General features: G+C 56.9%; 27 protein-coding genes and 1 riboswitch. Of the genes, 20 read left to right on the plus strand and 7 right to left on the minus strand.

All coding sequences use genetic code 11. The annotated features are described in order from the left end of the window. The first annotated feature begins 1 nt into the window (after window position 1). The 6 genes from LQ945_RS19810 (at window position 2) to modC (ending at window position 4,824) form a co-directional block, all read left to right on the plus strand. Window positions 2–1,033, plus strand: a complete 1,032-nt coding sequence (locus LQ945_RS19810) for a FecCD family ABC transporter permease (RefSeq protein ID WP_270101525.1) — start codon at window positions 2–4, stop codon at window positions 1,031–1,033. Continuing rightward, window positions 1,030–1,815 carry an ABC transporter ATP-binding protein gene (locus LQ945_RS19815; RefSeq protein ID WP_270101526.1) on the plus strand — a complete coding sequence of 262 codons (786 nt, stop codon included), beginning with the start codon at window positions 1,030–1,032 and terminating at the stop codon, window positions 1,813–1,815. The genes LQ945_RS19810 and LQ945_RS19815 overlap by 4 nt, the downstream gene beginning before the upstream one ends. Before the next feature lie 169 nt (window positions 1,816–1,984). Beyond that, the gene (locus LQ945_RS19820; RefSeq protein WP_020825707.1) at window positions 1,985–2,134 is read left to right on the plus strand and encodes an AcrZ family multidrug efflux pump-associated protein; all 150 of its coding nucleotides are present in this window, start codon (window positions 1,985–1,987) and stop codon (window positions 2,132–2,134) included. Between the two features lie 163 nt (window positions 2,135–2,297). Continuing rightward, window positions 2,298–3,071: a molybdate ABC transporter substrate-binding protein gene (gene modA, locus LQ945_RS19825; RefSeq protein ID WP_020825708.1), complete on the plus strand. Its 774-nt coding sequence runs from the start codon at window positions 2,298–2,300 to the stop codon at window positions 3,069–3,071. Then, window positions 3,068–3,757: a molybdate ABC transporter permease subunit gene (gene modB / locus LQ945_RS19830; RefSeq protein WP_044548956.1), complete on the plus strand. Its 690-nt coding sequence runs from the start codon at window positions 3,068–3,070 to the stop codon at window positions 3,755–3,757. Before modA ends, modB begins: the two co-directional genes overlap by 4 nt. Next, on the plus strand, window positions 3,757–4,824 hold the full coding sequence (modC, locus tag LQ945_RS19835; RefSeq protein WP_020825710.1) for a molybdenum ABC transporter ATP-binding protein ModC: 1,068 nt from the start codon (window positions 3,757–3,759) through the stop codon (window positions 4,822–4,824). The genes modB and modC overlap by 1 nt, the downstream gene beginning before the upstream one ends. Window positions 4,825–4,858: 34 nt before the next feature. On the opposite strand, the gene LQ945_RS19840 is transcribed toward modC, so the two are convergent. Continuing rightward, window positions 4,859–5,683, minus strand: coding sequence for a pyridoxal phosphatase (locus LQ945_RS19840; RefSeq protein ID WP_020825711.1), 825 nt, complete (start codon window positions 5,681–5,683; stop codon window positions 4,859–4,861). A 178-nt stretch (window positions 5,684–5,861) separates the two neighbouring features. Here LQ945_RS19840 and pgl point away from each other — a divergent pair, with 178 nt between their 5' ends. Beyond that, window positions 5,862–6,857 (plus strand): 6-phosphogluconolactonase, encoded by a 996-nt coding sequence (pgl, locus tag LQ945_RS19845; protein WP_270101527.1) that lies wholly within the window; start codon window positions 5,862–5,864, stop codon window positions 6,855–6,857. A 100-nt stretch (window positions 6,858–6,957) separates the two neighbouring features. On the opposite strand, the gene LQ945_RS19850 is transcribed toward pgl, so the two are convergent. Beyond that, window positions 6,958–7,440, minus strand: a complete 483-nt coding sequence (locus tag LQ945_RS19850) for a kinase inhibitor (protein WP_270101528.1) — start codon at window positions 7,438–7,440, stop codon at window positions 6,958–6,960. A gap of 165 nt (window positions 7,441–7,605) precedes the next feature. Between LQ945_RS19850 and LQ945_RS19855 the strand changes: the two genes are divergently transcribed. Beyond that, a complete protein-coding gene (locus LQ945_RS19855) occupies window positions 7,606–8,007 on the plus strand; it encodes a YkvA family protein (RefSeq protein WP_270101529.1) in 402 nt (133 codons plus the stop codon). A 4-nt stretch (window positions 8,008–8,011) separates the two neighbouring features. Here LQ945_RS19855 and bioA read toward each other — a convergent pair whose 3' ends face one another. After that, a complete protein-coding gene (bioA, locus tag LQ945_RS19860; protein WP_270101530.1) occupies window positions 8,012–9,286 on the minus strand; it encodes an adenosylmethionine--8-amino-7-oxononanoate transaminase in 1,275 nt (424 codons plus the stop codon). Window positions 9,287–9,376: 90 nt separating this feature from the next. Here bioA and bioB point away from each other — a divergent pair, with 90 nt between their 5' ends. Genes bioB through bioD form a run of 4 tightly spaced genes read left to right on the plus strand, consistent with a single transcriptional unit; the run spans window position 9,377 to window position 12,989 of the window. Beyond that, window positions 9,377–10,414 carry a biotin synthase BioB gene (gene bioB, locus LQ945_RS19865; RefSeq protein WP_262240339.1) on the plus strand — a complete coding sequence of 346 codons (1,038 nt, stop codon included), beginning with the start codon at window positions 9,377–9,379 and terminating at the stop codon, window positions 10,412–10,414. Then, window positions 10,414–11,565: an 8-amino-7-oxononanoate synthase gene (bioF, locus tag LQ945_RS19870; RefSeq protein ID WP_270101531.1), complete on the plus strand. Its 1,152-nt coding sequence runs from the start codon at window positions 10,414–10,416 to the stop codon at window positions 11,563–11,565. Before bioB ends, bioF begins: the two co-directional genes overlap by 1 nt. After that, window positions 11,549–12,316 (plus strand): malonyl-ACP O-methyltransferase BioC, encoded by a 768-nt coding sequence (gene bioC, locus LQ945_RS19875; RefSeq protein WP_270101532.1) that lies wholly within the window; start codon window positions 11,549–11,551, stop codon window positions 12,314–12,316. The genes bioF and bioC overlap by 17 nt, the downstream gene beginning before the upstream one ends. Then, window positions 12,309–12,989, plus strand: a complete 681-nt coding sequence (bioD, locus tag LQ945_RS19880) for a dethiobiotin synthase (RefSeq protein ID WP_270101533.1) — start codon at window positions 12,309–12,311, stop codon at window positions 12,987–12,989. The genes bioC and bioD overlap by 8 nt, the downstream gene beginning before the upstream one ends. Window positions 12,990–13,046: 57 nt before the next feature. Here bioD and LQ945_RS19885 read toward each other — a convergent pair whose 3' ends face one another. Both LQ945_RS19885 and LQ945_RS19890 read right to left on the minus strand, forming a co-directional pair. Next, window positions 13,047–14,723, minus strand: a complete 1,677-nt coding sequence (locus LQ945_RS19885; protein WP_270101534.1) for a hypothetical protein — start codon at window positions 14,721–14,723, stop codon at window positions 13,047–13,049. A gap of 169 nt (window positions 14,724–14,892) precedes the next feature. Beyond that, entirely contained in the window at window positions 14,893–15,603 is a 711-nt protein-coding gene (locus LQ945_RS19890; RefSeq protein ID WP_044548969.1) for an ATP-binding cassette domain-containing protein, read from the minus strand. A gap of 1,333 nt (window positions 15,604–16,936) precedes the next feature. Between LQ945_RS19890 and uvrB the strand changes: the two genes are divergently transcribed. Then, window positions 16,937–18,949 carry an excinuclease ABC subunit UvrB gene (uvrB, locus tag LQ945_RS19895; RefSeq protein WP_270101535.1) on the plus strand — a complete coding sequence of 671 codons (2,013 nt, stop codon included), beginning with the start codon at window positions 16,937–16,939 and terminating at the stop codon, window positions 18,947–18,949. A 108-nt stretch (window positions 18,950–19,057) separates the two neighbouring features. Further along, entirely contained in the window at window positions 19,058–19,315 is a 258-nt protein-coding gene (locus tag LQ945_RS19900) for a VF530 family DNA-binding protein (protein ID WP_044548972.1), read from the plus strand. A gap of 4 nt (window positions 19,316–19,319) precedes the next feature. On the opposite strand, the gene LQ945_RS19905 is transcribed toward LQ945_RS19900, so the two are convergent. Then, window positions 19,320–20,237: a gluconeogenesis factor YvcK family protein gene (locus LQ945_RS19905; RefSeq protein ID WP_020825723.1), complete on the minus strand. Its 918-nt coding sequence runs from the start codon at window positions 20,235–20,237 to the stop codon at window positions 19,320–19,322. A gap of 260 nt (window positions 20,238–20,497) precedes the next feature. Next, window positions 20,498–20,640, plus strand: a riboswitch (molybdenum cofactor riboswitch). On the opposite strand from LQ945_RS19905, the gene moaA reads away from it, so the two are divergent. From moaA to LQ945_RS19935, 6 genes are all read left to right on the plus strand, one after another. Continuing rightward, on the plus strand, window positions 20,627–21,613 hold the full coding sequence (gene moaA / locus LQ945_RS19910; RefSeq protein ID WP_270101536.1) for a GTP 3',8-cyclase MoaA: 987 nt from the start codon (window positions 20,627–20,629) through the stop codon (window positions 21,611–21,613). (Overlaps the previous riboswitch by 14 nt.) A 27-nt stretch (window positions 21,614–21,640) precedes the next feature. Then, window positions 21,641–22,153, plus strand: a complete 513-nt coding sequence (gene moaB, locus LQ945_RS19915; protein ID WP_182825363.1) for a molybdenum cofactor biosynthesis protein B — start codon at window positions 21,641–21,643, stop codon at window positions 22,151–22,153. A gap of 5 nt (window positions 22,154–22,158) precedes the next feature. Beyond that, entirely contained in the window at window positions 22,159–22,638 is a 480-nt protein-coding gene (gene moaC / locus LQ945_RS19920) for a cyclic pyranopterin monophosphate synthase MoaC (RefSeq protein ID WP_270101537.1), read from the plus strand. Then, window positions 22,635–22,880 carry a molybdopterin synthase sulfur carrier subunit gene (gene moaD, locus LQ945_RS19925; RefSeq protein WP_012005757.1) on the plus strand — a complete coding sequence of 82 codons (246 nt, stop codon included), beginning with the start codon at window positions 22,635–22,637 and terminating at the stop codon, window positions 22,878–22,880. Before moaC ends, moaD begins: the two co-directional genes overlap by 4 nt. A 2-nt stretch (window positions 22,881–22,882) precedes the next feature. Beyond that, window positions 22,883–23,350 (plus strand): molybdopterin synthase catalytic subunit MoaE, encoded by a 468-nt coding sequence (moaE, locus tag LQ945_RS19930; RefSeq protein WP_270101538.1) that lies wholly within the window; start codon window positions 22,883–22,885, stop codon window positions 23,348–23,350. Between the two features lie 333 nt (window positions 23,351–23,683). Continuing rightward, window positions 23,684–24,394 (plus strand): Bax inhibitor-1 family protein, encoded by a 711-nt coding sequence (locus tag LQ945_RS19935; RefSeq protein ID WP_020825728.1) that lies wholly within the window; start codon window positions 23,684–23,686, stop codon window positions 24,392–24,394. 43 nt (window positions 24,395–24,437) lie between these two features. Here the strand turns inward: LQ945_RS19935 and LQ945_RS19940 are convergent, their stop codons facing one another. Then, the gene (locus tag LQ945_RS19940) at window positions 24,438–25,544 is read right to left on the minus strand and encodes an ABC transporter permease (RefSeq protein ID WP_262240330.1); all 1,107 of its coding nucleotides are present in this window, start codon (window positions 25,542–25,544) and stop codon (window positions 24,438–24,440) included. Between the last annotated feature and the right edge of the window lie 4 nt (window positions 25,545–25,548).

The following is a 25,548-nucleotide window of genomic DNA, read 5'->3' on the forward strand; positions in this document are numbered from 1 at the left end:
TATGAACGTAACGGTACGCCGGGGGGCGAGGCGTTCAGGTGGCTGGTTGTGCATGCTGGCGCTGGCGTTGCCGCTATTTTTGCTCGGTGCCTCGTTGTACGGACCGGCGCCAATATCGCTGCATGACGCGTGGCGTATTTTGTCTGCCCCTGGCGTTAACGCCGACGACGGTAGCGAGATTTATCAACGGATAATCTGGTCATTGAGACTGCCCAGGGCGCTGTTGGCCGCGGTGGCGGGGGCCGGTCTGGCGTTGGCCGGCACCGTCCTGCAATCGCTGACGCGCAACCCATTGGCCGATCCCTGGGTGTTGGGGATCTCTTCCGGGGCGGGCGTGGGCGCCGTTCTGGTGCTGGTGTTGGGGCTCGGCGGCGGTCTGCTGTCGGTGTCTGGCGGGGCATTTATCGGTGCGGCCGGGGCCTTTGCCCTGGTTTTACTGCTCGCCGGGCGTTCCCTGAACGCCGAGTCATCGCTGTTTATTTTGGCGGGGGTCGCGGTCACGCAACTGCTTTCGGCACTGACCTCGCTGATTACCCTGTGGCAAGCGGACGCTAACGCCACGCGTGGTGTGATGTTCTGGCTACTGGGATCCTTCAGTGACGCTCGCTGGCCGCAGGTGGGGCTTTGCGCTCTGCTGCTGGCGGCGGCACTGGCGATTTGCTGGATGAAAGCGGGCGAGCTGGACGCATTGGCGTTCGGCGGCCTGACCGCGGCGTCGTTGGGCGTGGCGGTGGCGCCGCTGAAACTGCTGCTGTACGGCATTACCATGGCGCTGACGGCCGTTATCGTCGCCTTCAGCGGCGCGGTGGGGTTTATTGGGCTGACGGTGCCGCACGTCGCCAGACTGTTGGTCGGGCCGCGTCACCGATTGCTGTTGCCGGCCAGCGCGCTGTGCGGCGCTTTGTTTGCCGTCGCGGCGGACACCCTGGCCAGAACCTTGTTTGAACCGCGCGAACTGCCGGTGGGCGTCTTGACCGCGTTGTTGGGTGTCCCGGTATTTCTCGCCTTGCTGTATCGGAAAATAAACGCATGAACAATGAAAGCCGGTTAACGGGGCTGCGTGCCGAAGGGTTGGGGTGGTCAACGGCAGAAAGAGTGGTGTTGAATAACCTCAGTTTTCACGCCCGGCCCGGTGAAATTACCGGCGTGCTCGGCGTCAACGGCAGCGGAAAATCTACGCTGCTCAAGTTGCTGGCGGGATTGATTTCCCCCAGCCGTGGCCGGGTGTATTTGCAGCAAACCGATATTGCCTCAATGAAAGGGCGCGAACGAGCCAAATGCATGACTTTCCTCGAACAGTCCGGGCCCGGTGCGTTTGCCATTGTGGTGAAAGACGTGGTGTTGCTCGGGCGTCTGGTTTACGCCAGTCGCTGGGCAGGGTTCAGCGCGGAAGATTATCGCATTGCCGGGCAGGCGATGGAGCAGGTCGGTATTTCGCACCTGGCCGATCGTGAATGGCAACAGCTGTCCGGCGGGGAACAGCAACGTGTTCATCTGGCACGCGCGCTGGCGCAACAAACGCCATGGCTGTTATTGGATGAGCCTGCCAACCATCTTGATATTGCCCATCAGCAGCAGTTTATGGCGTTATTGCGGCGGCTGGGCATCAGCGTAGTGGTTTCGCTGCACGACCTGAATTTGGCGGCCTGCTACTGTGACCGGCTGATGTTGTTAAAGCAGGGAGGTTTGCACGCCTTCGGCCCCCCGCAGCAGGTGCTGACATCGGAGACGATAGACAAGGTTTATGGCGTAGAGGCTCGGCTGGTTGCGATTAGCGATTACGCCGCGCCGCTGATCTATTACCCCGTTCAGTAACGTCCACCGCAAGCCGAAAGGCGGCACCGGAGCACAAATGGCACGTTTGGCCGGTTACAAATTCTGCACAGTCTTTAAAATAACCCCGTTTTAGTCGGTTTTTTGGTTTAAACTGGAATTTACGTGGCGGTGTTCATTACCGCTCAATGGGCAGTTAAGTGAGGCTACCATGTTGGATTTATTGAAAAGTTTGCTGTTCGCTGTGGTCATGGTTCCGGTGGTTATGGCCATCATCCTCGGCCTGATCTACGGTTTGGCGGAAGTGTTCAACATTTTCTCCAAAGTGGGCCGTTCGAAAGAAAACCGCACCCAGCACTGATCGTTACCCGTTCCCCTTTTTAAGCCTGCCGGCGTCGTTCGGCAGGTGTTTCTCAAGATATCTCACACCCTGCCGATAAACCGCATGACAAGCTTCTGCGCGACGTTATATTATTTTTTATATAACGAAGAGTGATAATGCACGTTAACTTGCGGAGAAAACAATGAAACAGCAATGGACTAAGTGGGTCGGCGGTATCGTATTGGCATCCGGTATGGTCATGCAGGCATCGGCAGCGGATAAAATTACCGTTTTTGCGGCCGCCTCGCTGACTAACGCGCTGCAGGATATCGCGACCCAATACCAGAAGGGCAAGGATGTGCAGGTGGTTTCCTCATTCGCCTCCTCTTCTACGTTGGCGCGCCAGATTGAGCAGGGCGCACCGGCCGATCTGTTTATCTCTGCCGATCAGCAGTGGATGGATTACGCCATCGACAAGCAGCAAATGGTTAAAGACACCCGTTATACCCTGTTGGGGAACGAACTGGTGCTGATCGCCGCAAAAGATGCCAAACCGGCTAAAATCACGCTCGACAAGCAAACCGACTGGGCAAAACTGCTCAATGGCGGCCGCCTGTCGGTGGGCGATCCGGACCACGTGCCTGCCGGCATTTATGCCAAGGAAGCGCTGCAGAATCTCGGTGCCTGGACCGCGCTGGAGCCTAAGCTGGCACGGGCCAACAACGTACGCAGCGCCATGGCACTGGTAGAACGCGGCGAAGCGCCGTTGGGCATTGTTTATGGCTCAGACGCGGTAGCCAGTGATAAAGTCAGCGTGGTGGCCATCTTCCCGGAAGACAGCCACAAACCGGTGGAATACCCGATGGCGATAGTTAAAGGGCATCAAACTCCGGCCGTCAGCGCGTTCTACAGTTACCTGAAGAGCCCGGAAGCGGCTGCTATTTTCAAACATTATGGATTCTCCCCGCGTAAATGATCCTGAGTGAGTACGAGTGGCAGGCCGTTGAACTGAGCCTGAAAGTGTCCGCCCTGGCGGTGGTGTGCAGTTTACCCTTTGGCATTCTGATGGCCTGGGTGCTGGTACGCTGCCGTTTCCCGGGTAAATCGCTGCTGGACAGTATTATTCACCTGCCGCTGGTACTGCCGCCGGTGGTGGTCGGCTATTTATTGCTGATCGCCATGGGGCGGCGCGGCGTGATTGGCGAATGGCTGTATGACTGGTTTGGCTTCAGTTTCAGCTTTAGCTGGCGCGGTGCGGCGCTGGCTTCCGCCGTGGTGGCGTTTCCGCTGATGGTGCGAGCCATACGGTTGGCGCTGGAGGCGGTGGATACCCGGCTCGAGCAGGCAGCCCGCACCCTGGGCGCCAACCCGTGGCGGGTGTTTTTCACCATCACGCTGCCGCTGTCGCTGCCCGGCGTGATTGTCGGTGTGGTATTGGCCTTTGCCCGTTCTCTGGGCGAGTTCGGCGCCACCATTACCTTTGTTTCCAACATTCCCGGCGAGACGCGCACCATACCGCTGGCGATGTATACCCTGATTGAAACGCCGGGGGCTGAAGCCGCTGCCGCGCGCCTGTGCGTGATAGCCATAGTGCTGTCGTTGGTTTCACTGATGGTGTCCGAGTGGCTGGCCCGCTGGGGCCGTAAACGGATGGGCGTATAATGCTGGAGCTGGATTTCTCCCAACGCCTTGGGGATTTAAACCTTAACGTGCGCGCCGATCTGCCCGCTCAGGGCATAACCGCGATTTTTGGCCTGTCCGGCGCGGGTAAAACGTCCTTAATCAATGCCATTGGCGGCCTGACGCGCCTGCAGCAAGGCCGTATTGTGCTGAATGGCCGTACGCTGGTGGATACCGCCAGCGGCCTGTGCCTGCCACCGGAGAAGCGGCGGATTGGCTATGTGTTTCAGGACGCGCGCCTGTTCCCGCATTATCGGGTACGCGGCAACCTGCAATACGGTATGGCGACCAGCATGCGCGCGCAGTTCGACAACATTGTTGAACTGCTGGGCATCGGGCCCTTGCTCAACCGCCTGCCGTTGACGCTGTCCGGCGGCGAAAAACAGCGGGTGGCGATTGGCCGTGCTTTATTGACCGCGCCGGAGTTGCTGTTAATGGATGAGCCTCTGGCGTCGCTGGACCTGCCGCGCAAACGCGAACTGCTGCCGTATCTGGAGCGGTTGGCGCAGGACGTCAATACGCCGATCCTTTACGTCAGCCACAGCATGGATGAGATTCTGCGACTGGCAGAGCAGGTGATGGTGCTGGATAACGGTCAGGTCAGGGCATTTGGCGGGCTGGAAGAAGTATGGGCCAGCAGCGCATTGCGGCCATGGTTGCAGCGTGAAGATCAAAGCAGCGTGCTGCGCGTCAGCGTGATTGAACATCATGCGCGCTACGCCATGACGGCTCTGGCGTTGGGCGACCAACGCCTGTGGGTCAGCGGGGTCGATGCCGCCTTGGGTGCTCAACTGCGTATCCGAATCAACGCCGCCGACGTTTCATTGGTGCTGCAGCCACCGGTCAACAGCAGTATCCGCAACGTACTGCCGGCCAAAGTCACCGAATGCCTGGACGTGGATGGACAGGTGGAGGTGAAACTGGCGGTGGGGGAGAGCGTGTTGTGGGCACGCATTACGCCGTGGGCGCGTGATGAGCTGGCGATCCGCCCCGGTCAATGGTTGTATGCGCAGGTGAAAAGCGTGTCGATCAGCCGCGAGGCGCGTTAAATAGCGCCCTCCCTGCGGGGAGGGCAATCACGAATTATTGACCCAGTACGCGCGTGCGGATCACCTCGGCGATGCCGGGTTGCAGGTGATCGGCGATCACCAAATCGGCGCGTTGCTTGATAGCGTCATCGGCGTTGCCCATCGCCACGCCCAGACCTACCGCTTCCAGCATGCTGAGGTCATTGTAGTTATCCCCGAAAGCCACCACCTGATCCATGCTCAGGCCCTGCGACTCGACCCACTGCTGCAGGCGTTTGCCTTTGCTGTTGCCGCCTTTGGCGATATCGACCTGATCGTGCCACGACCATTCGCAGGCCAGTCCCAGTTCTTTTTCCACCGTCTCGGCAAACTGGCGCAGCGCAGGAATATCGGCGTGCGAAGTGGCGAACTTCCAGATTGACTGCGCTTCATCGGCTGCTTGCACCAGGCTGTTGACCTGCAACAGCGTTGGGCGTTGCGCCGGCGGCAGGGTTTCCGCCCAGGCCAGTGAACGGGTGACGTGGCCGCTTGGTTCCTGATACAGCATGGCGTCGTCCACGTACATCAGGCCGTGAATGCCGCTTTGTTTCAGCATTTGCAGCACCAGTTTGGCCTGATCTTTGGCCAGCGGATCGGCGGCCAGCACTTTTTGCTGCTGGAAGTCATACAGATAGGTACCGTTGCAGCAGATTGCCGGTGTGTCTATCTCCAGCGCCTGATAAAACGGGTGGATCGCCACGTGATGGCGGCCGGTGACGACAATCACTTTGATACCGGCAGCGCGCGCTTGCGCCAGGGCTGCCAGCGACTGCGGTAAAATGCGTTTTTGGTTGTCCAGCAGGGTGCCATCCAGATCGAGGGCAATGACGCGGTAGCTCATAGGGATCTCATTATCGTTAGCAACAAAATTAAACCGATGGTACACCGGATAAGCGATGGATAAAACAGCACAGATTTCCTCAGCAACACAGGGTTGTTATGTCACGGATGTGAGGTAAGCTAGGGGAAACCGAAAAACCTGAAACCGGTTTCTCTCTTACCCTATTCAAGGAGAACACATGAAGCAAATCGTTTATGTCGCCAGCCCGGAAAGCCAGCAAATTCACGTCTGGCAGTTAGGCGATGCAGGGGCCCTGGCGCTGCTGCAAACCGTCGAAGTTCCGGGTCAGGTGCAACCGATGGCGATCCACCCGGACCGAACGCACCTGTACGTCGGCGTGCGCCCGGCGTTCGGCATTGTCAGCTACCGCATCGAGGCGGACGGCACGCTGCAACAGGCGGGCATGGCACCGCTGCCGGGCAGCCCGACCCATATCTCTACCGATTTGCAGGGGCGTTATCTGTTTTCCGCCTCCTACAGCGGCAACTGCGCCAGCGTCAGTCCTATTGGCCATGACGGCGTAGTGGGTGCGCCTATTCAGCAGATTGACGGTTTAACTGCGCCGCACTCGGCCAATATCGACCCGACCAACCAACTGCTGTTGGTGCCCTGCCTGAAAGAAGATCGCATTCGTCTGTTCAATTTGGATCAGCAGGGCGAACTGACGCCGCATGCTCAGGAAGCGGTAGCAACCGCCGCCGGTGCCGGTCCGCGCCACATGGCATTCCACCCGAACGACAAATATGCCTACTGCGTAAACGAGCTGGACGGTACGGTAGACGTGCTGGCCATCAGTGAAAACGGCGCTAAATACACCCAGGCGCAAACGCTGGATATCATGCCTGCCGATTTCAACGGCACCCGTTGGGCGGCGGATATTCACCTCACGCCGAATGGCCGCTTCCTCTACACCAGCGACCGCACCGCCAGCATACTGACGATTTTCAGCGTCTCCGAAGACGGTAGCACCCTGTCGGTCGTCGGCTACCACCCGACCGAAGAGCAGCCACGTGGCTTCAACATCGACCACAGCGGCCGCTTTGTGATCTCGTCCGGTCAGAAGTCCGATCATATCGGGGTGTATGAAATCGATCAGACCAGCGGCAAGCTGGCCACTCTGGCACGTTACCCGGTGGGTAAAGGCCCGATGTGGGTAAGCGTATTAGCGAAGTAGAAGTAAATGATGCCCGGTTGCCCTAAGGGCGAATGAATAATGAGGGCGCAGCATGCTGCGCCCCTACAGTCTCTCGGGATGGGGTTCTTTTTCCCGAGAATCAGCTGTATTTCACCGTCAGCGTGGCGCTGCCAAGGCTATGGAAGTGCACGTTGAAACCGACCAGGGCACCGCTGGAACCTTCATCCACCTCAATGCTTTCTACGTCCAGTGCGTGGACGGTGAAGTGATAGCGGTGGCTTTCTCCCTGCGGTGGCGCTGCGCCGCCATAACCGGCGGAACCAAAATCGGTGCGGGTCTGCACGGCGCCGGCCGGTAAGCCGCCCTTGCCGGAACCTGCGCCCTGCGGCAGTTCACGCGTGGCAGCCGGGATATTGGCTACCACCCAGTGCCACCAGCCGGAGCCGGTCGGCGCATCGGGATCGTATACCGAAATCACGAAACTCTTGGTGCCTTTCGGCACGCCGTCCCAGGCCAGATGCGGAGACAGATTATCGCCTTGATAGCCCATGCCGTTAAACACCTGGCGCTCCGGCATTTTCGCGCCGTCCTGCAGATCGTTGCTGTACAAACGAAAGCTCATAATGACTCCATTGGTCGGTAAAAGCTGAATGCCTAAGCTAGACCTTTTTGACGTCATAACACAAGCCTCATTGCACCTCGCCAGCGGCCTGCCCTATGGGTTATCCTCGTTAACGCCGAAGCTACATACACGACATCAATAATTCACAGATCGATAAAAGCAATCATGATTTCATTAAAAAAACGCACGCCGTGGTTTGGTTGGCTGCGCCGCTGGGCCAAGGGCATCAAGCGCGACATTTATGCTCTTTGGCTGGCCGCCCGCGACCGGCGCACGCCCTGGTATGCCAAATTGATCGCCCTGCTGGTGGCGGGTTATGCGGTATCGCCTATCGATCTGATCCCGGACTTTATTCCGGTGCTGGGCTATCTGGACGACGTGATTATAGTGCCGCTGGGCATTATGCTGGCGGTGCGGTTGATCCCCAAGCCGCTGATGGCAGAGTTTCGCGAGAAGGCGCAAAGGCGTATCGATAATCCTACCGGCCGGATGGCGGCGGTAATGATCATATTGCTGTGGGTGTTGTGCCTGATATTGCTGGCCCGTTATCTGGACCAGCATTGGTAACCTGTTACTGCACCGCGGCGGTGACGGCGGCGGTCAATTTGCTGAGCTGTTCAGGCTCGATGATGTAAGGCGGCATCAAATAAATCAGTTTGCCGAAGGGGCGGATCCACACGCCGCGCTCGACGAATCCGCGCTGTAGCTGCGCCATATCCACAGGTTCGCGCATTTCCACCACGCCAATCGCTCCCAATACCCGCACGTCCGCTACTTTTGGCTGCATTTTCAGCGGCAATAGCTGCTGTTTCAACTGGGTTTCGATAGCGGCCACCTGCTGCTGCCAGCGATTCTCCGCCAGCAGCGACAGGCTGGCATTCGCCACCGCGCAGGCCAAAGGATTGCCCATAAAGGTAGGGCCGTGCATAAAGCAGCCCGCAGCGCCGTTGCTGATGGTTTCCGCCACGTGGCGCGTGGTCAGGGTGGCGGAAAGCGTCATATAGCCGCCGGTCAACGCCTTGCCCAGACACAGAATATCCGGTACTACCTCGGCATGTTCACAGGCAAACAGCTTGCCGGTACGTCCGAAACCGGTGGCGATCTCATCGGCAATCAGCAGCACCTGATAGCGGTCGCAGAGCTCGCGTACCCGTTTGAGGTAAGTCGGATGGTAGATGCGCATGCCGCCCGCCCCCTGGACTACCGGTTCCAAAATCACCGCCGCCACTTCACCGGCATGCTGCTCCAGCAGTGCGGCGAACGGGGCAATATCATGTTCATCCCAGGCCTGATCGAAACCGCACTGTGGCGCAGTGGCGAACAGGTGTGGCGCGAGATATCCCTGATACAGGCTGTGCATCGAGTTGTCCGGATCGCACACTGACATCGCGCCGAAGGTATCCCCGTGGTAGCCGTGGCGCAGAGTCAGAATACGCTGCCGCCGTTCTCCGCGCGCTTGCCAGTATTGCAACGCCATCTTCAGCGACACTTCCACCGCCACCGAGCCGGAATCTGCCAGGAACACGCACTGTAGCGCTTCCGGCGTCATGGCGACCAGCTTGCGACACAGCTCGATCGCGGCGGGATGGGTAATGCCGCCGAACATCACGTGCGACATTTTTTCCAACTGCTGAGTCGCAGCCAGGTTCAACTGCGGGTGGTTATAACCGTGAATGGCCGCCCACCAGGACGACATACCGTCAATCAGGCGTCGGCCATCGGCCAGCTGCAGTTCAACGCCGCTGGCGGCCTCTACCGGATAACAGGGCAGTGGGTGGCTCATCGAGGTGTAAGGGTGCCAGATATGGCGCTGATCGAATTCCAGGTCGGAGGTAGTGACAGACATACTTGTAAACCAAATCATGTGTGTAATGGTTGACAGTATATCCACAATATCTAAACTGACGACACTTTTTTCATTTTTGGAGACGCCGTGATGGCCGATCGCATTCACTGGACAGTGGGTCTTGCCCAGACCCTGTTTGATAAACCCCTGCTTGAGTTATTGTTTGAAGCCCAGACGGTTCACCGCCAGCATTTTGATCCGCGTCAGGTGCAGGTGAGCACGCTGTTATCAATCAAAACCGGCGCCTGTCCGGAAGACTGCAAGTACTGTCCGCAAAGCTCCCGCTACAAAACCGGCCTGGAGTCGGAGCGGCTGATGCAGGTGGAGCAGGTGCTGGAATCGGCACGCAAGGCCAAGGCAAACGGTTCGACCCGATTCTGCATGGGCGCGGCGTGGAAAAACCCGCACGAGCGCGATATGCCTTATCTGCAGCAGATGGTGCAAGGCGTGAAGGCCATGGGGATGGAAACCTGCATGACGCTGGGCACGCTGGAGGGATCTCAGGCGGAACGCTTGGCCGAGGCCGGGCTGGATTATTACAACCACAACCTGGATACCTCGCCGGAATTCTACGGCAGCATCATCACCACCCGCAGCTATCAGGAACGTCTGGATACGCTGGGCAAGGTGCGCGGTGCGGGCATCAAGGTCTGTTCCGGCGGCATCGTTGGGTTGGGGGAAACGGTGCGTGACCGCGCCGGGCTGCTGGTGCAGTTGGCCAATCTGCCGACACCGCCGGAGAGCGTGCCGATCAACATGCTGGTGAAGGTCAAGGGGACGCCGCTGGCTGATAACGACGACGTCGATCCTTTTGATTTCATTCGCACTATCGCAGTGGCACGCATCATGATGCCGGCCTCTTACGTCCGTCTTTCTGCCGGTCGCGAACAGATGAACGAACAAACCCAGGCAATGTGCTTTATGGCCGGCGCCAACTCCATCTTCTATGGCTGCAAGCTGCTGACCACGCCAAACCCGGAAGAGGACAAGGATCTGCAGCTGTTCCGCAAGCTGGGCCTCAACCCGCAGCAAACCGAAACCGAGCACGGCGACAATCAGCAACAACAAGTGCTGGCTGCGCGCCTGATGCAGGCCGATACCGCCGAGTTTTACAATGCGGCGCTGTAATGAGCTGGCAACAACGTATTGAACAGGCGCTGGAGGAGCGGCAACAGAGCGCCGCTTACCGCCGCCGTCTGGTGAATCAGGGCGGCAATGGTCGCCATCTTCAGCTTAACGACCAGCGCTACCTGAATTTTTCCGGCAATGATTATCTGGGCCTGAGCCAGAATGCGCAGGTAATCGCTGCCTGGCAGCAGGGTGCGCAGCAATATGGCGTGGGGTCCGGCGGTTCCGGCCACGTGACCGGTTTTTGCACCGCACACCAGGCGCTGGAGCAGCAGTTGGCGCAATGGCTGGGCTATCCACGTGCGCTGCTGTTTATCTCCGGCTATGCCGCCAATCAGGCGCTGCTGGCGGCGTTGATGCAGGAAGAGGATCGCATTCTGGCCGATCGGCTTAGCCACGCTTCGCTGCTGGAGGCGGCGGCTCACTCACCGGCCCAACTTCGGCGTTTTCGGCATAACCAACCGCAGGCATTGGCCGATTTGCTGGCGAAACCCTGTGGCGGCCAGACGCTGGTGGTCACCGAAGGAGTTTTCAGCATGGACGGCGACAGTGCCCCTCTGGCAGCGCTGCACCGTTTGACCCGCCAAGCAGGCGGCTGGTTGATGGTTGACGACGCACACGGCATTGGCGTTCAGGGTGAACAGGGGCGCGGCAGTTGCTGGCAGCAGGGCGTACGGCCCGAGTTGTTGGTGGTCACTTTCGGCAAAGCCTTTGGCCTCAGTGGCGCTGCGGTCCTGTGCGATGAAGCTACGGCAGAATACCTGCTGCAGTTTGCCCGTCATCTGATTTACAGCACGGCGATGCCGCCGGCACAGGCCTGTGCGCTGCAAGCGGCTCTGCATTGTATCCAGCAGGGCGACGAACTTCGCACCCGGTTACACAGCAATATTCATCGTTTTCGCCAGGGGGCGGCCCAATTGTCGCTGACGCTGACGGAGTCGCTTACCGCCATTCAGCCGTTGCTGGTGGGGGATAATCAGCGAGCGCTTGATTTGGCGCAGCACCTGCGTGGGCAAGGCCTGTGGGTGAGTGCGATCCGCCCGCCGACGGTACCGCCGGGCGGCGCGCGTCTGCGTATTACCCTGACGGCAGCGCATCAGCCGCAGGATATCGATCGTCTGCTGGAGGTATTGCATGACGTCAGCGTTTGAACAGGTTAACAAGCAAGCGGTCGCTTCGGCCTTTAGCCGCGCGGCCGTAAGTTATGACGCGGCGGCGGTATTGCAGCGTGATGTGGGTGAGCGCTTACTGGGGATGGGGCAGGAACACCGTGGCGAGCAACTGCTCGATGCCGGCTGTGGCACCGGTTATTTCAGCCGCCGCTGGCGAGAGCTGGGCAAGCAGGTGACGGCGCTCGATTTGGCACCGGGCATGCTGGCCTTTGCCCGACAGCAGCAGGCTGCGGATGATTATCTGTTAGGCGACATCGAAAATGTGCCCCTACCCGACGCCGTCGTGGACATCAGTTTCAGCAGCCTGGTGGTGCAATGGTGCAGCGATCTGCCGCGTGCGTTGGCAGAGCTGTACCGCGTTACCCGCCCGGGCGGCGTGATTCTTTTTTCCACCCTGGCGCAAGGATCGCTGCAAGAACTGGGTGATGCCTGGCAGCAGGTGGACGGTGAGCGCCATGTTAATGATTTTCTGCCGCTGGCGCAGATTGAGGCGGCCTGTGCGGGTTATCGCCATCACCTGCAGGCGGAATGGCAAACCCTGAATTACGCGGACGTAATGGCGTTGATGCGCTCCCTCAAGGGGATCGGTGCCACCCATTTGCATCAGGGGCGCGAAGCCGGCCTGCTGTCCCGACAGCGCCTCGCGGCTTTGCAGGCAGCCTATCCCTGCCGCCGCGGGCAGTTCCCGCTCAGTTATCATCTGGTTTATGGAGTGATTTATCGTGATTAAGCGTTGGTTTGTCACCGGCACCGACACCGAAGTGGGCAAAACCGTGGCCAGCAGCGCCTTGCTGCAGGCAGCCAATTTGGCGGGTTACCGCACGGCCGGCTACAAACCGGTGGCTTCAGGCAGCGAGATGACCACGGAAGGGCTGCGAAACGGCGATGCGTTGGCATTGCAGGCCAACAGCGCGGTGGCGCTAAGCTATGGCGAAGTAAACCCTTATGTGTTTGCAGAACCGACCTCACCGCACATTGTCAGCGCCGACGAAGGGCGGCCGATCGAACTGGCCCGGCTTTCCGCCGGGTTACGTCATCTGGAGCAGCGGGCCGATTGGCTGTTGGTCGAGGGTGCCGGGGGCTGGTTTACGCCGCTTAGTGAGCAACATACCTTTGCTGACTGGGTGCAGCAGGAACAACTGCCGGTTATTTTGGTGGTCGGAATACGGCTGGGCTGCATTAACCATGCCGTGCTGACCGCACAGGCTATCCGGCAGGCGGAGTTGCCGCTGGTCGGTTGGATCGCCAATGACGTTTGCGCACCGGGTCGCCGCCATCAGGAATATATGGCCACGCTGCGCCGCATGTTACCGGCCCCGCTGCTGGGGGAGATCCCCCATCTGCCCGAAGTTGAACGACAGGCGCTGGGGCATTATCTGGATTTGAGCGTTTTACCCCTTTAAGCGTTAGATCCTCCGTCCAGGGTATTCGCCATGGACGGAGATCGGTTGGTTGCCTATTTACATGGCGGTGATACAAGCGTTATCCACGTATAAAACCCCGTTTTTAGCTAAAGCATACAAATTGAATGACAAGATAATGTGAGTTGCCCAAACCGGCACTTTTCGCCTGTTGCTATTAAATCGGTATTCTTTGAATTCGAGATAGTCATTGGTGTTTAGCCTGCCATCCCAGGCGGCGGCATCCGATTTCGCGATGATCGATACACCATTGCTTTCGGTTTCCAGAATACAGGCATAGTGCAGCGTGGAAAATAAATTGCCGGTGCCGCCATTCAGTGTTTTCAGAGTAAAACAGGCACCTAACTGTTCATATTGCGACGCTGGCACAACCAACCTTAGGCCGGCATTGGCGTTGGTATTGCCCAATTTTGTCACTTTTAACGCATTACTGCCGTTAGTGCCTGCACCGGATTCGATAGCGATAGTGATGGCGTCTGAGGTGAAGGGATCGCTGACGCTACCGCCAGAGACCTCCCAACCTATTGGTTTCGTCGTGAATGAAAAACCACCATCTTTAATTTTGTTATTATTCATGGTGGTTAAAGTTTGAATACCTTTGCCTCCGCCGCCACCATCGAGCCGACTATTCCGGATCACGAAGTCACCGGTGCCGCCGAAATAACGTCCTGTAGTGGTTCTCACACCATAAAATTTGACATTTTCGACGATAATTCCACTACTGCCAGCTTCGGCAAAAAAACAGTATTCTTTGGTCAGAGGGCCTTCCAGCGTAATAATCTCACCCCCCTGAATAAGTAACGAGGCATTTTGGTTGGCGCTACAGCGGAACGGGAAATCAGTAAGCGGACTATTTTCATTATTGAACTCGATATGGCAACCGTGTAATTCGACGCTCCCTGCTTGCACATTTACAATAGCTCCAGCGTAATCTATCGATGTACCGAAAAAACGAAATGCACCGTTCGGATTCTGGTTGCCAATGGCCAGACCTTGCGAGTTACCGACAGTACCGCCAAAGAAGTTAATCCCTTCGCCAAAGTTTTTAGCACCAGATTCAGCGGATGGCATATGCACGCATTCATAACAACGGATGACCTCACAGGCGTAGTGATGTCCAATATAGGCGTTGGCCCCAAAATACATACCGTAATAAAAACCCGAGATATACACGTTATTAACGGAAAAGTTCCCCAGCAGGCCTCCCAGTAGATTTCCCTGAGGACCTTTTTTTTCTGGCGAATCAAACAAGATCCCATCAATAAAGTTGTATTCGTCTTTTTTGTCATCTGCCATATCAGATAACGCAGTTTTTTTCTTTGCACCGATCCCTTTGACGCTAAAGTTCTTTAATATTGGCGCTGGCCGAATGGGGACACCATTATCCAGTGCGAGCGAGGTCGCATAGCAACGTATAAAGTAGTTGTGATCGTTTTCAGTGCCACTTGGAATGTTAGTGGTGATTTTTACACCATTGCCGTCAATATAAACGAAGCCAACGTCGATATCTGTCTTGGGGGCTATCCAGGTCTCAAACGGGGAGGCGAATTTTACGGTTGTCGGTCTTTTTAAGGTGTCTTTAATGAAGGTTTGCGCTTTGACCAGCTCGTCGCGCGACTTGACGTAAATACCCGCCACATCGAGACGCTCTTTTAGCGTCCAGACTTTACTGTTCAGATCGCTATATTGGATAAATTGTGCATCATTATCAGCCATGATCTAACCCTCGATTCAAGTATATCGGATGTGAAAACCCGTTGAATATGGAGGGAGTGTCTGACCACTTCCAGTCTCTATCGTTCTGTCTGCGCTGGTACAACGGCAGAGGTGTTAATTCAGCATCGGCTAATTGAAAACAGGGACGCATTATTAGCGTCCCTGCTTGTCACACCGCCAGATAGGCATTGATCAAATCCTCATCCAACTGTTCCAGCGTACCATTCGCCACGCTGCGCCCCTGATCCATCAGGCAAAAGCGATCCGCCACGCGGCGGACAAAGGGCAGCTTGTGCTCCACCAGCAGGATAGTCATGCCCAATTCCCGGTTAAGCTTGCGGATCACGTTGCCGATATCGGCGGCGATGGACGGTTGAACACCGCTGGTGGGTTCGTCGAGGATCAGCAGCTCCGGTTCCAGTACCAGCGCACGGCCAATTGCCAGCTGTTGCTGTTCACCGTCGCCCAAATCGCCGGCCCGACGGCCGCGCATCTCCCTCAGGTTGGGAAACAGGTTATAAATCAACGGTGGAATGCGGCGGGATTTATCTCGCCCGGCCATCAGCGCCACCTGCAGGTTTTCCTCTACGCTGAGCTGCGAAAATATCTGTCGCCCCTGAGGAACGTAGCTGATCCCCAGCTCCGTGCGGGTTTCTACGGGCTGCTGCAGCAGGTTTTGCGGAGGTTCGTCTGCCAACTGCCAGGTCATACTGCCGCTGACCACCGGCAAATGGCCCATAATGCAGTTGACCAACGTGGTTTTGCCTACGCCGTTACGGCCGATAAGTACCGTGCATTGGCCACGCGGCAGTTCCAGATTGATATCCCACAGGGTATGGTTTTGCCCATAAAACTGATTCACTGACCTTAAACTCAACATCTGGCATTCTCCTCAAAGACCTGTCTGCCACTCGTGGTTGTACGCTCATGGCGGGCGACGGCGTAACGCAGCTTTAACAGGCCGCGCCGATTTCACCTGCCTGAACCGCAGGGCGGCCGTTGCAGGGAAGGGGGGCGAACCCGTTCTTCCTTGCTTCATCCACTCCCTACTGCGATTTCCGCCTTAGCGGTTTCTTTCCCGAGTGTTTCAATGTCTGGAACAAAATGCTGATCTGCTACCTTCAATGAGGTAGTTAAGTTTTGACTTAAGCAAGCAATACATAGGTGAAAATGGCAGCTAAAGGCCATTCGTCAGCGCTCTCTCATGTTTATGTCGTCAATGTCAGTTGATTCGCATTGGCGTGACGCTAAACCCCGAGCAGCTCATTCTGTCGTTTCGGGGCGTTGATTTCCCCGAGCCCACTTTCGCCGTGAAAGGGTAATGCAACCCTTGGGCCAACTTTTTAAACGGCGTAAATCAGAGATTGTTATTGCCTTGTTAACGGTCTGGCGCGCCAGACGTGGGCTGGGTGGAACCGGGGAAAAACAGCGGGAAAGTTAACACGGACGATTTTTGCACTCTTCCGGTGCTGAACAGAAAAGTTATGGTGCAAGCTATTTCATCGCTCGCCGCAAGATGCAGCAAAGGAAGGTAACAATGGGACAAATCTGTTTTTGGCAATGGGGCTTTTTAGCATTAATCGGCATAAACAAAGCGATATTTTTGTGAAAAAATAACTAAAAAAGCCATCTTGGCCGACAGAAACGGCAAAAAGCGTTCTTTCTGCAACTCCCGCCGGGGGCGGGGCGGTGAGAGTTATCCACTATTCCTGTGGATAACCTTGTGCATTAGATTTAGAAAACCGGTTTAAAGCGAGAGCGGACGCGGGTTCTGTTCGCTTTGTCCGCAATCTCGTCTTTTTTATAAAATCATTATTAATCAATAAATTAACTAAAATCAAGCGGCCGATGTATTGATGAAGTTCCTATGTATGATTTTTCGCCACAGTGCTATCAATAAGTTAATTCGTGGCGGATTTTGGGGATAAATCTGTTATTGACAATAAAAATGTCACGCCGCTGTAACCCTGGCGGTGCATTCGGCCTGATTTGGCGCACGCTAAAGCGACGAACCGCTTGAAGCTGGTTTTATATCCAGTATCATAGGCACTGGCGAAAATCGCCGTGGCTTTCCATAATTAGAGGCCATTCACCGAGCAACAGCTCCATGGCCGCCCGAGCGCGCGCCTCTCCGCCAGGCAGGGGCGCTGCATGCTGCGCCCGCCCACTACGACAGCCGGTAGCAACGCGGCAATTTGAAAGACGAAGGGTCTATGAGTAAAGTTTTCAAACTGCATTCCGAATTCAAACCGGCCGGCGATCAGCCGGAAGCCATCCGCAAGCTGGAAGAGGGCCTGGAGGATGGCCTGGCGCACCAAACGCTGCTCGGCGTGACCGGGTCGGGCAAGACATTTACCGTCGCCAATGTGATTGCCGATCTCAACCGGCCCACCATGGTGCTGGCGCCCAACAAAACCTTGGCGGCGCAGCTGTATGGCGAGATGAAAGAGTTCTTTCCCGATAATGCGGTCGAGTATTTCGTTTCTTACTACGACTACTACCAGCCGGAAGCCTACGTCCCCAGCTCCGACACCTTTATCGAAAAAGACGCCTCGGTGAACGAACACATCGAGCAGATGCGCCTTTCCGCAACCAAAGCACTGCTGGAACGTCGTGACGTGATAGTGGTGGCCTCGGTCTCGGCGATTTACGGCCTGGGCGATCCGGATCTGTACCTGAAGATGATGTTGCACCTGACCAAAGGCATGATCATCGATCAGCGGGCGATCCTGCGCCGTTTGGCGGAGCTGCAATATAGCCGCAACGATCAGGCCTTCCAGCGCGCGACATTCCGCGTGCGCGGTGAGGTGATCGACGTCTACCCTGCGGAATCAGACGAACTGGCGCTGCGCATAGAGCTGTTTGACGAAGAGGTCGAAAGGCTTTCGCTGTTTGATCCGCTGACCGGCCAGATCGAACAAGAAGTGCAGCGTTTTACCATTTACCCCAAATCGCACTATGTGACGCCGCGCGAGCGGATCCTGCAGGCGATGGAAGAGATCAAGGTGGATCTGGCCGAGCGGCGCAAGGTACTGCTGGCCAACAACAAGCTGCTGGAAGAACAGCGTCTGACGCAGCGCACCCAGTTTGATCTGGAGATGATGAACGAACTGGGTTACTGCTCCGGCATTGAAAACTATTCGCGCTACCTGTCCGGGCGCGGCGAGGGTGAGCCACCGCCGACGCTGTTCGACTATTTGCCGGCGGATGGCCTGTTGGTGGTCGACGAGTCCCACGTGACCATTCCGCAAATCGGCGGCATGTACAAGGGCGACCGTTCACGCAAGGAAACGTTGGTGGAATACGGCTTCCGCCTGCCGTCGGCGCTGGACAACCGGCCGCTGCGCTTTGAAGAGTTCGAAGCGCTGGCGCCGCAGACCATCTACGTGTCTGCCACGCCGGGCAAATACGAGCTGGAAAAATCCGGTGGCGACATTATCGATCAGGTCGTGCGCCCTACCGGGCTACTGGATCCGCAAATTGAAGTGCGGCCGGTGACCACCCAGGTGGACGATCTGCTTTCCGAAATTCGCAAGCGGGTGGCGATCAACGAACGTGTGCTGGTCACCACGCTGACCAAACGCATGGCGGAAGATCTGACCGAATACCTGGAAGAGCACGGCGAACGCGTGCGCTACCTGCACTCGGACATCGATACCGTGGAACGGGTCGAAATCATTCGTGACCTGCGCCTGGGCGAGTTTGACGTGCTGGTGGGTATCAACCTGTTGCGTGAAGGGCTGGACATGCCAGAGGTGTCGCTGGTGGCGATTTTGGACGCGGATAAAGAGGGCTTCCTGCGCTCCGAACGTTCATTGATTCAGACCATTGGCCGTGCGGCGCGTAACCTCAACGGTAAAGCGATCCTTTACGGTGACAAAATTACCGACTCGATGGCCAGAGCGATTAGCGAGACCGAGCGTCGCCGTGCCAAACAGCAGGCGTTCAACGAAGAAAACGGTATTGTGCCGCAGGGCCTGAACAAGAAAATTTCCGATATTTTGCAGTTGGGCAAGCCGGGTCCGCGCAGCAAGGGCAAAGGCAAGGGCAGAGCTGCGGAAAGTGCCGCTCAGTACCAAAACCTTACGCCGAAAGCGCTGGATCAGAAAATCCGCGAGCTGGAAGCGCAAATGTATACCCACGCCCAGAACCTGGAGTTCGAGCAGGCGGCGGGCTTGCGTGATGAAATCCATCAGCTGCGTGAGCAGTTTATTGCCATTTCATAACCTACTGGCGCGCTGCAGAGCGCGGCGCCGCCAAAACATAAAATCCTTGTCGCCTCCGCCAAAGCTGATTATGGTGTGCGGCCATTTGACTACTGCGAGCTACCGACCATGACCCAACACCAGTCCAAAGACCCGATGCACGGCATCACTCTGGAACAGCTTCTGAATAAACTGGTGGAAAACTACGGTTGGTCAGGACTGGCTGAACGAGTTCGCATCAACTGCTTCAGCAGCGATCCCAGCATCAAGTCCAGCCTGAAATTTTTGCGACGCACACCCTGGGCGCGCAAACAGGTGGAAGATCTTTATCTCGACATGGTCGAGCAGGCCGCCAGCGATAACCCTTGGCTACGTGGCGGCAAGTAAGCGCTTAGGCGCGGGCACCTAATTCGATCAACGCCTGATCCAGCGCCTGGCGCAGCAACTGACGATCGTGGCGGTAAGGAATATCCTGTGCTTCCAACGGCTGTTTGATCACCACCCGATCCTGCACTTCACGGGTATCTGCCGTTGGCCCGACAATGACGGCATCAATCATCTGGCGGCCAATTTTCGCCTCCATCAATTCCAGCTTGTTCTTCAGCGTCAAGGCCGCCGCCGCGACGCTTAATTCGCGTCCGAGGTTGTCGATATAAATCATATTGGCGCTGCTGCGACGCAGAGCCTGCGTAAGGTCATCGAGCAACAGCAGAGGCATCAGGCTGGTCAGAAAGCTGCCCGGTCCGATCAGGATCACGTCGGCCTGCGCGATGGCATCCAGCGCTTCGCGCGTGGCGTTGACGTGGGGCGACAGCATCAACTCTTGTGGCATGTCGGTAAGTTGATCGACATTCACCTCACCGTAAACGTGGTTGCCTTCATGATCGTGCGCCATCAGATCCACCGGCTGTTCGGACATCGGGATCAGCGCCGCGTCCACCTTCAGCAGGCTACGCACCAGGTTGATCGCTTCCAATGGGCGTACGCTCAGGTGATCCAGGGCTTTCAACATCAGATTGCCGAGGTTGTGCCCAGACAGCTCGCCGTTGCCGCTGAAGCGGTATTCGAACATCGCGGAAGCCACGCTCGGTTCGGTAATCAGCTGGTTCAGGCAGTTACGGGTATCGCCCCAGGCAATGCCCCCTTCCGAACGGCGAATACGGCCGGTAGAACCGCCGTTATCGGTGGTGGTGACAATACCGGTTAAACGGGAGCCTAAAGACGACAGGGAAGACATCACGCGACCAAGACCATGACCGCCGCCTAATGCCACCACCCGATCGAGATCGGCCAGGGTTCGATTACGCATAAATTTCCTTACAAGGGGGCTTAACTGCCCGCATAAAGTAGCGGATTTGGCGTAAAAACGCGAAAAAGAGTGTGATTTGCGTGATTCCGGTCAATTCGTCTACGTAAAGGGCGTTTATCATGGTTTACCAGATTAGGAACCGCATAAAATCGCTGTATACACAATTATATAGCGAAATTGCGCGTTGGCTATCGCGTTTGTTTAGCGCTAGAATTCTGATGAAAACCACGGTTTCGTTCCGGCTACTCCGACTGCGGGAACTGAGACCAAAACTCCTAGCCTCTGGGCCTACGTTGTTCTGGCGAACAATATGGCGCTTGGGCCGTGGCGAAGTCAGCCACCAGGGTGCAGAGCGGAAACGTTCGCATCTCCCGACTTTGGAAGGTGTTATGGTGCCGCAACTCATTGATGCTTATGAGCGCAAGTTCTATTACTTGCGTTTGTCGATCACCGACGTGTGCAACTTTCGTTGCACCTACTGCTTGCCGGACGGCTACCGCCCGAACGGCAGCCCTAAAACATTCTTGTCGCTTGATGAGATCCGACGCGTCAGTCGCGCATTTGCCGAACTGGGCACCGAAAAAGTGCGCCTGACCGGCGGAGAGCCTTCTCTGCGCCGCGATTTCACCGAGATCATCGCCGCCGTGCGTGAAAACCCGGCCATCCGCCAGCTCGCTGTGACCACCAACGGTTACCGTATGGCGCGCGACGTCGCCGGCTGGCGTGATGCCGGCCTGACTGCAGTCAACGTCAGCGTCGACAGCCTGGATCCCCGCCAATTTCATGCCATTACCGGGCAGGACAAGTTCCGCCAGGTGATGGACGGCATCGACGCCGCCTTTACCGCCGGTTTCAGCAAGGTGAAGGTCAACGCGGTGCTGATGCGTGACGTGAACCACCAACAGCTCGGCACCTTCCTTAACTGGATTAAAGACCGCCCGATTCAGCTGCGCTTTATCGAACTGATGGAAACCGGCGAGGGGGGCGATCTGTTTCGCAAGCACCACGTTTCCGGTGAAGTGATCCGTTTGCAGCTGGAACAGCAGGGCTGGCAGCGCCAGCCGCGCGGCCGCAGCGACGGTCCGGCGCAGGTGTTCAGCCACCCGGATTATCAGGGCGAAGTGGGCTTGATCATGCCGTATGAAAAAGACTTCTGTGCCAGCTGCAACCGGCTGCGTGTTTCCGCTATCGGCAATTTGCACCTGTGTCTGTTCGGTGAGCAGGGCATTGGCCTGCGCGATCTGCTGACGGATGACCAGCAGCTTGATGAACTGAAGGACCGCATCCAGGGCGGGCTGCTGAGTAAAAAACAGACTCACTTCCTGCATCAGGGTAACAGTGGCATAACGCAGAACCTGTCGTTTATCGGCGGATAACTTTTTCAAATTGCACGGGAGCAAGCAATGAGTCATGCCAGCAGTGAATTCATTCCGGTACAAATTGCTATTTTGACCGTTTCGGACAGCCGTGGCGAAGCGGAAGACACCTCGGGCCAGTACCTGCAAGAAGCGGCGCTTGAAGCCGGACACCGGGTAGTGGATCGCGCCATCGTCAAAGACGACAAATATCTGATCCGCGCACGCGTTTCCGCGTGGATCGCAGATGAAAGGGTGCAGGCCGTGCTGATCACCGGGGGCACCGGCTTTACCGCCAGAGACTACACCCCGGAAGCGCTGCTGCCGCTGTTCGATCGTGAAGTGGAAGGCTTCGGCGAACTGTTCCGCATGGTGTCTTATGAAGAGATTGGCACCGCCACTGTCCAGTCGCGAGCGCTGGCCGGTATGGCCAACCAGACGGTGATTTTTGCCATGCCGGGCTCGACCCGCGCCTGCCGTACCGCCTGGGAACGTATTATTGAAGAGCAGTTGGACGCGCGTCACCGCCCGTGCAATTTTCTGCCACATCTGAAGAAATAAAAATTATGACGCAGCTAACTCACATTAACGCCGCGGGCGAAGCTCATATGGTCGACGTTTCAGCCAAAGCAGAAACGGTGCGCGAGGCGTGCGCCGAAGCCTTCGTCGAGATGCTGCCGGCCACGCTGGCGATGATTATCGATGGCAGCCACCATAAGGGCGACGTGTTCGCCACGGCGCGCATCGCCGGTATCCAGGCCGCGAAGCGCACCTGGGAGCTGATCCCGCTGTGCCATCCGCTGATGCTGAGCAAGGTCGAAGTGCAGTTGGAGGCACAGCCGGAACACAGCCGGGTGCGGATTGAAACCTGCTGCCGTCTGACCGGCAAGACCGGTGTTGAAATGGAGGCCTTAACCGCGGCGTCAGTGGCTGCGTTAACCATTTACGACATGTGTAAGGCGGTACAGAAAGACATGGTGATCGGCCCGGTGCGCCTCCTGGCGAAAAGCGGCGGCAAATCCGGTGATTTTAAGGTGGAGCTATGATTAATATTCTGTTTTTTGCTCAGGTGCGCGAACTGGTTGGCACCGGCGATTTATCGATGCCGGCAGATTACCCGACGGTTGAAGCGCTACGTAAGGCGCTGTGTGAACGCGGTGACCGTTGGGCGTTGGCGCTGGAGTCTGGCAAGCTGCTGACCGCGGTGAACCAGTCGCTGGTGGCGGCCGAACATCCGCTGCGTGCCGGCGATGAAGTCGCTTTCTTTCCACCGGTAACCGGAGGTTAAGAGTGGAAAATACCCGTATCCGCGTGGGTGAGGCGCCGTTTAGCGTCGGCGACGAATACCAGTGGTTGGCGCAGTGTGACGATGATGGCGCCGTGGTCACCTTTACCGGCAAGGTACGCAACCATAATCTGGGCGATAACGTCAGTGCACTGACGCTGGAGCATTACCCTGGCATGACCGAAAAAGCGCTGGCGGAGATCCTGGACGAAGCCCGTAGCCGTTGGCCCTTGCAGCGCGCGACGGTGATCCACCGCGTGGGCGAACTGTTTCCCGGTGATGAGATTGTCTTCGTTGGCGTGACCAGTGCGCACCGCAGCATGGCGTTCGAGGCCGCCGAGTTCATCATGGATTACCTGAAAACCCGGGCGCCCTTCTGGAAACGCGAAGCCGTCGGCCAGGGAGACCGTTGGGTCGATGCGCGCGACAGCGATCGGCAGGCCGCGGAACGCTGGCATAAAACTATTAAGTGAACTGAATACCCTATGAATTTTAAGTCGTAACTAGGCGCCCAGCTTACTCATCCCCAGGCGCTTACTAAAGTCAAGTAACTGGGGTGAAAAATCTGCCGGGAGCAGATTTGAACGCTGCTGGCAGCGGCCCCCAAAAGGGGTGTGGCCCATGGACGGGCCACATAATTGAGTGCAGGTAACAACGCTACGGCTTGAAAGGCGACGGGTATAAACAGCGGAAACAAATCAATACCTTTGCCGCTTTGCCATCAGGTTTTATGTGGTACGCTTATAGCAGGCCGAACCCCATAAATGGGGCTCGAAATCTTGTTTCATACGCAAAAGGTAACCGTCATGGACCGATATCCACGCTCTAATGGTTCAATCGTCGAACGTGCCAACAGCGGCATTCAGGCTTATATGGCGCAGGTTTATGGCTGGATGACCTGCGGTATGCTGTTGACGGCGTTTGTTTCCTGGTACGCGGCCAACACGCCTGCGATCCTTAACTTTATCTTCTCCAGCCAGATCACCTTCTTTGGCCTGATTATCGCGCAGTTAGGGCTGGTGTTCGTCATTTCCGGCATGGTTAATCGTCTCAGTGGCACGGTCGCCACCTCGCTGTTTATGCTCTATTCGGCGCTGACCGGGCTGACGCTTTCCAGCATTTTCATCGCTTACACCTACAGCTCGATCGCCAGCACCTTCGTGGTGACCGCCGGCATGTTCGGTGCGATGAGCCTTTATGGCTACACCACCAAGCGTGACCTGAGCGGCTTCGGCAGCATGCTGTTTATGGCGCTGATCGGCATTGTGTTGGCTTCGCTGGTCAATATCTGGCTGAAAAGCACGGCGTTGATGTGGGCGATTACCTACATCGGCGTGGTGGTGTTTGTTGGCCTGACGGCGTACGACACCCAGAAACTGAAGGCCATGGGCGAGCAACTGAACGCCGATGATAAAGACAGCTTCCGCAAATACGCCATTGTCGGCGCGTTGACGCTGTATCTCGATTTCATCAACCTGTTCCTGATGTTGCTGCGCATTTTCGGCAACCGTCGTTAAACGCGATATACACTGTAGGGGCTCAGCATGCTGAGCCCTTTTTTTATGCAATTTTGCGGCGGAACATGGCGTAAGCGGCGCTGCCGGTGGTGGCGGTAATGGCCAACAGCGGCCACAGGCTGTGCCAGATGATGCTGAAACTGGCGTCTTTCAAATAGATCTGCTTGGTGATGTCGGTGAAGTGGCGGATGGGGTTTACCCAGGTAAGGTTTTGCAGCCACACGGGCATATTCTCCACCGGCGAAACATAACCGGAGAGCAGGATGGCCGGCATCATAAACACGAAGACGCCGATAAACGCCTGTTGCTGGGTGGCGCACAGCGACGAAATCAGCAGGCCGAATCCCACCAGCGACAGCCCGTAAATCAACATGGTGCCGTAGAACAGCAGCAGCGAACCGGCGAACGGGATCTGATAGATAAAGATGCCGATCAGCAACACTATACTGGCCTGGAAGGTGGCGACGATCAGCGCCGGCACCGCTTTGCCGATAAAAATCTGCCAGGTGGTCAACGGCGACACCAGCAACTGCTCCAGCGTGCCCTGTTCACGCTCGCGCGCGACCGACAACGATGTGACAATCAGCACGCCAATGGTGGTGATCATGGCGATCAGCGATGGCACCACGAACCACTTGTAATCCAAATTCGGGTTATACCAGTTGCGCACCACCAATTCGCTGTTGTTCGGTTTGGCGCGGCTGCCGATCAGCTCATTTTGGTAATCCTGCACGATTTGTTGCACATAGTTGGCGGCGATCTGCGCGCTGTTGGAGTTGCGCCCATCGAGCAACAACTGCAGCGGGGCCGTATTGCCGCTGGCAATATCCCGTGAGAACTGGGCCGGGAAACGGATCAGCAGCAGCGCTTTTTGGTTATCGATAACGCTTTGTATCTCTTGCGGGCTGCGCAGTAGCAGCACGTGGGAGAAGGCCTTGGCCTTGGCAAAACGCTGGGTCAGCTCGACCGAGGCATGACCGCTGTCTTCGCTGTACACCGCAATGGTGGCATTGGTCACCTCCAGCGTGGCGGCGAAGGGAAACAGCAGCACCTGCAGAATAACCGGCAAAATCAGAATGGCGCGGGTCTGCGGGTCGCGCAGCAGCGATTGCATTTCCTTAATGATTAACGTCCAGAGACGGTGAAACATCTTC

Source organism: Serratia liquefaciens, assembly GCF_027594825.1.
GTDB classification, from domain to species: domain Bacteria; phylum Pseudomonadota; class Gammaproteobacteria; order Enterobacterales; family Enterobacteriaceae; genus Serratia; species Serratia liquefaciens_A.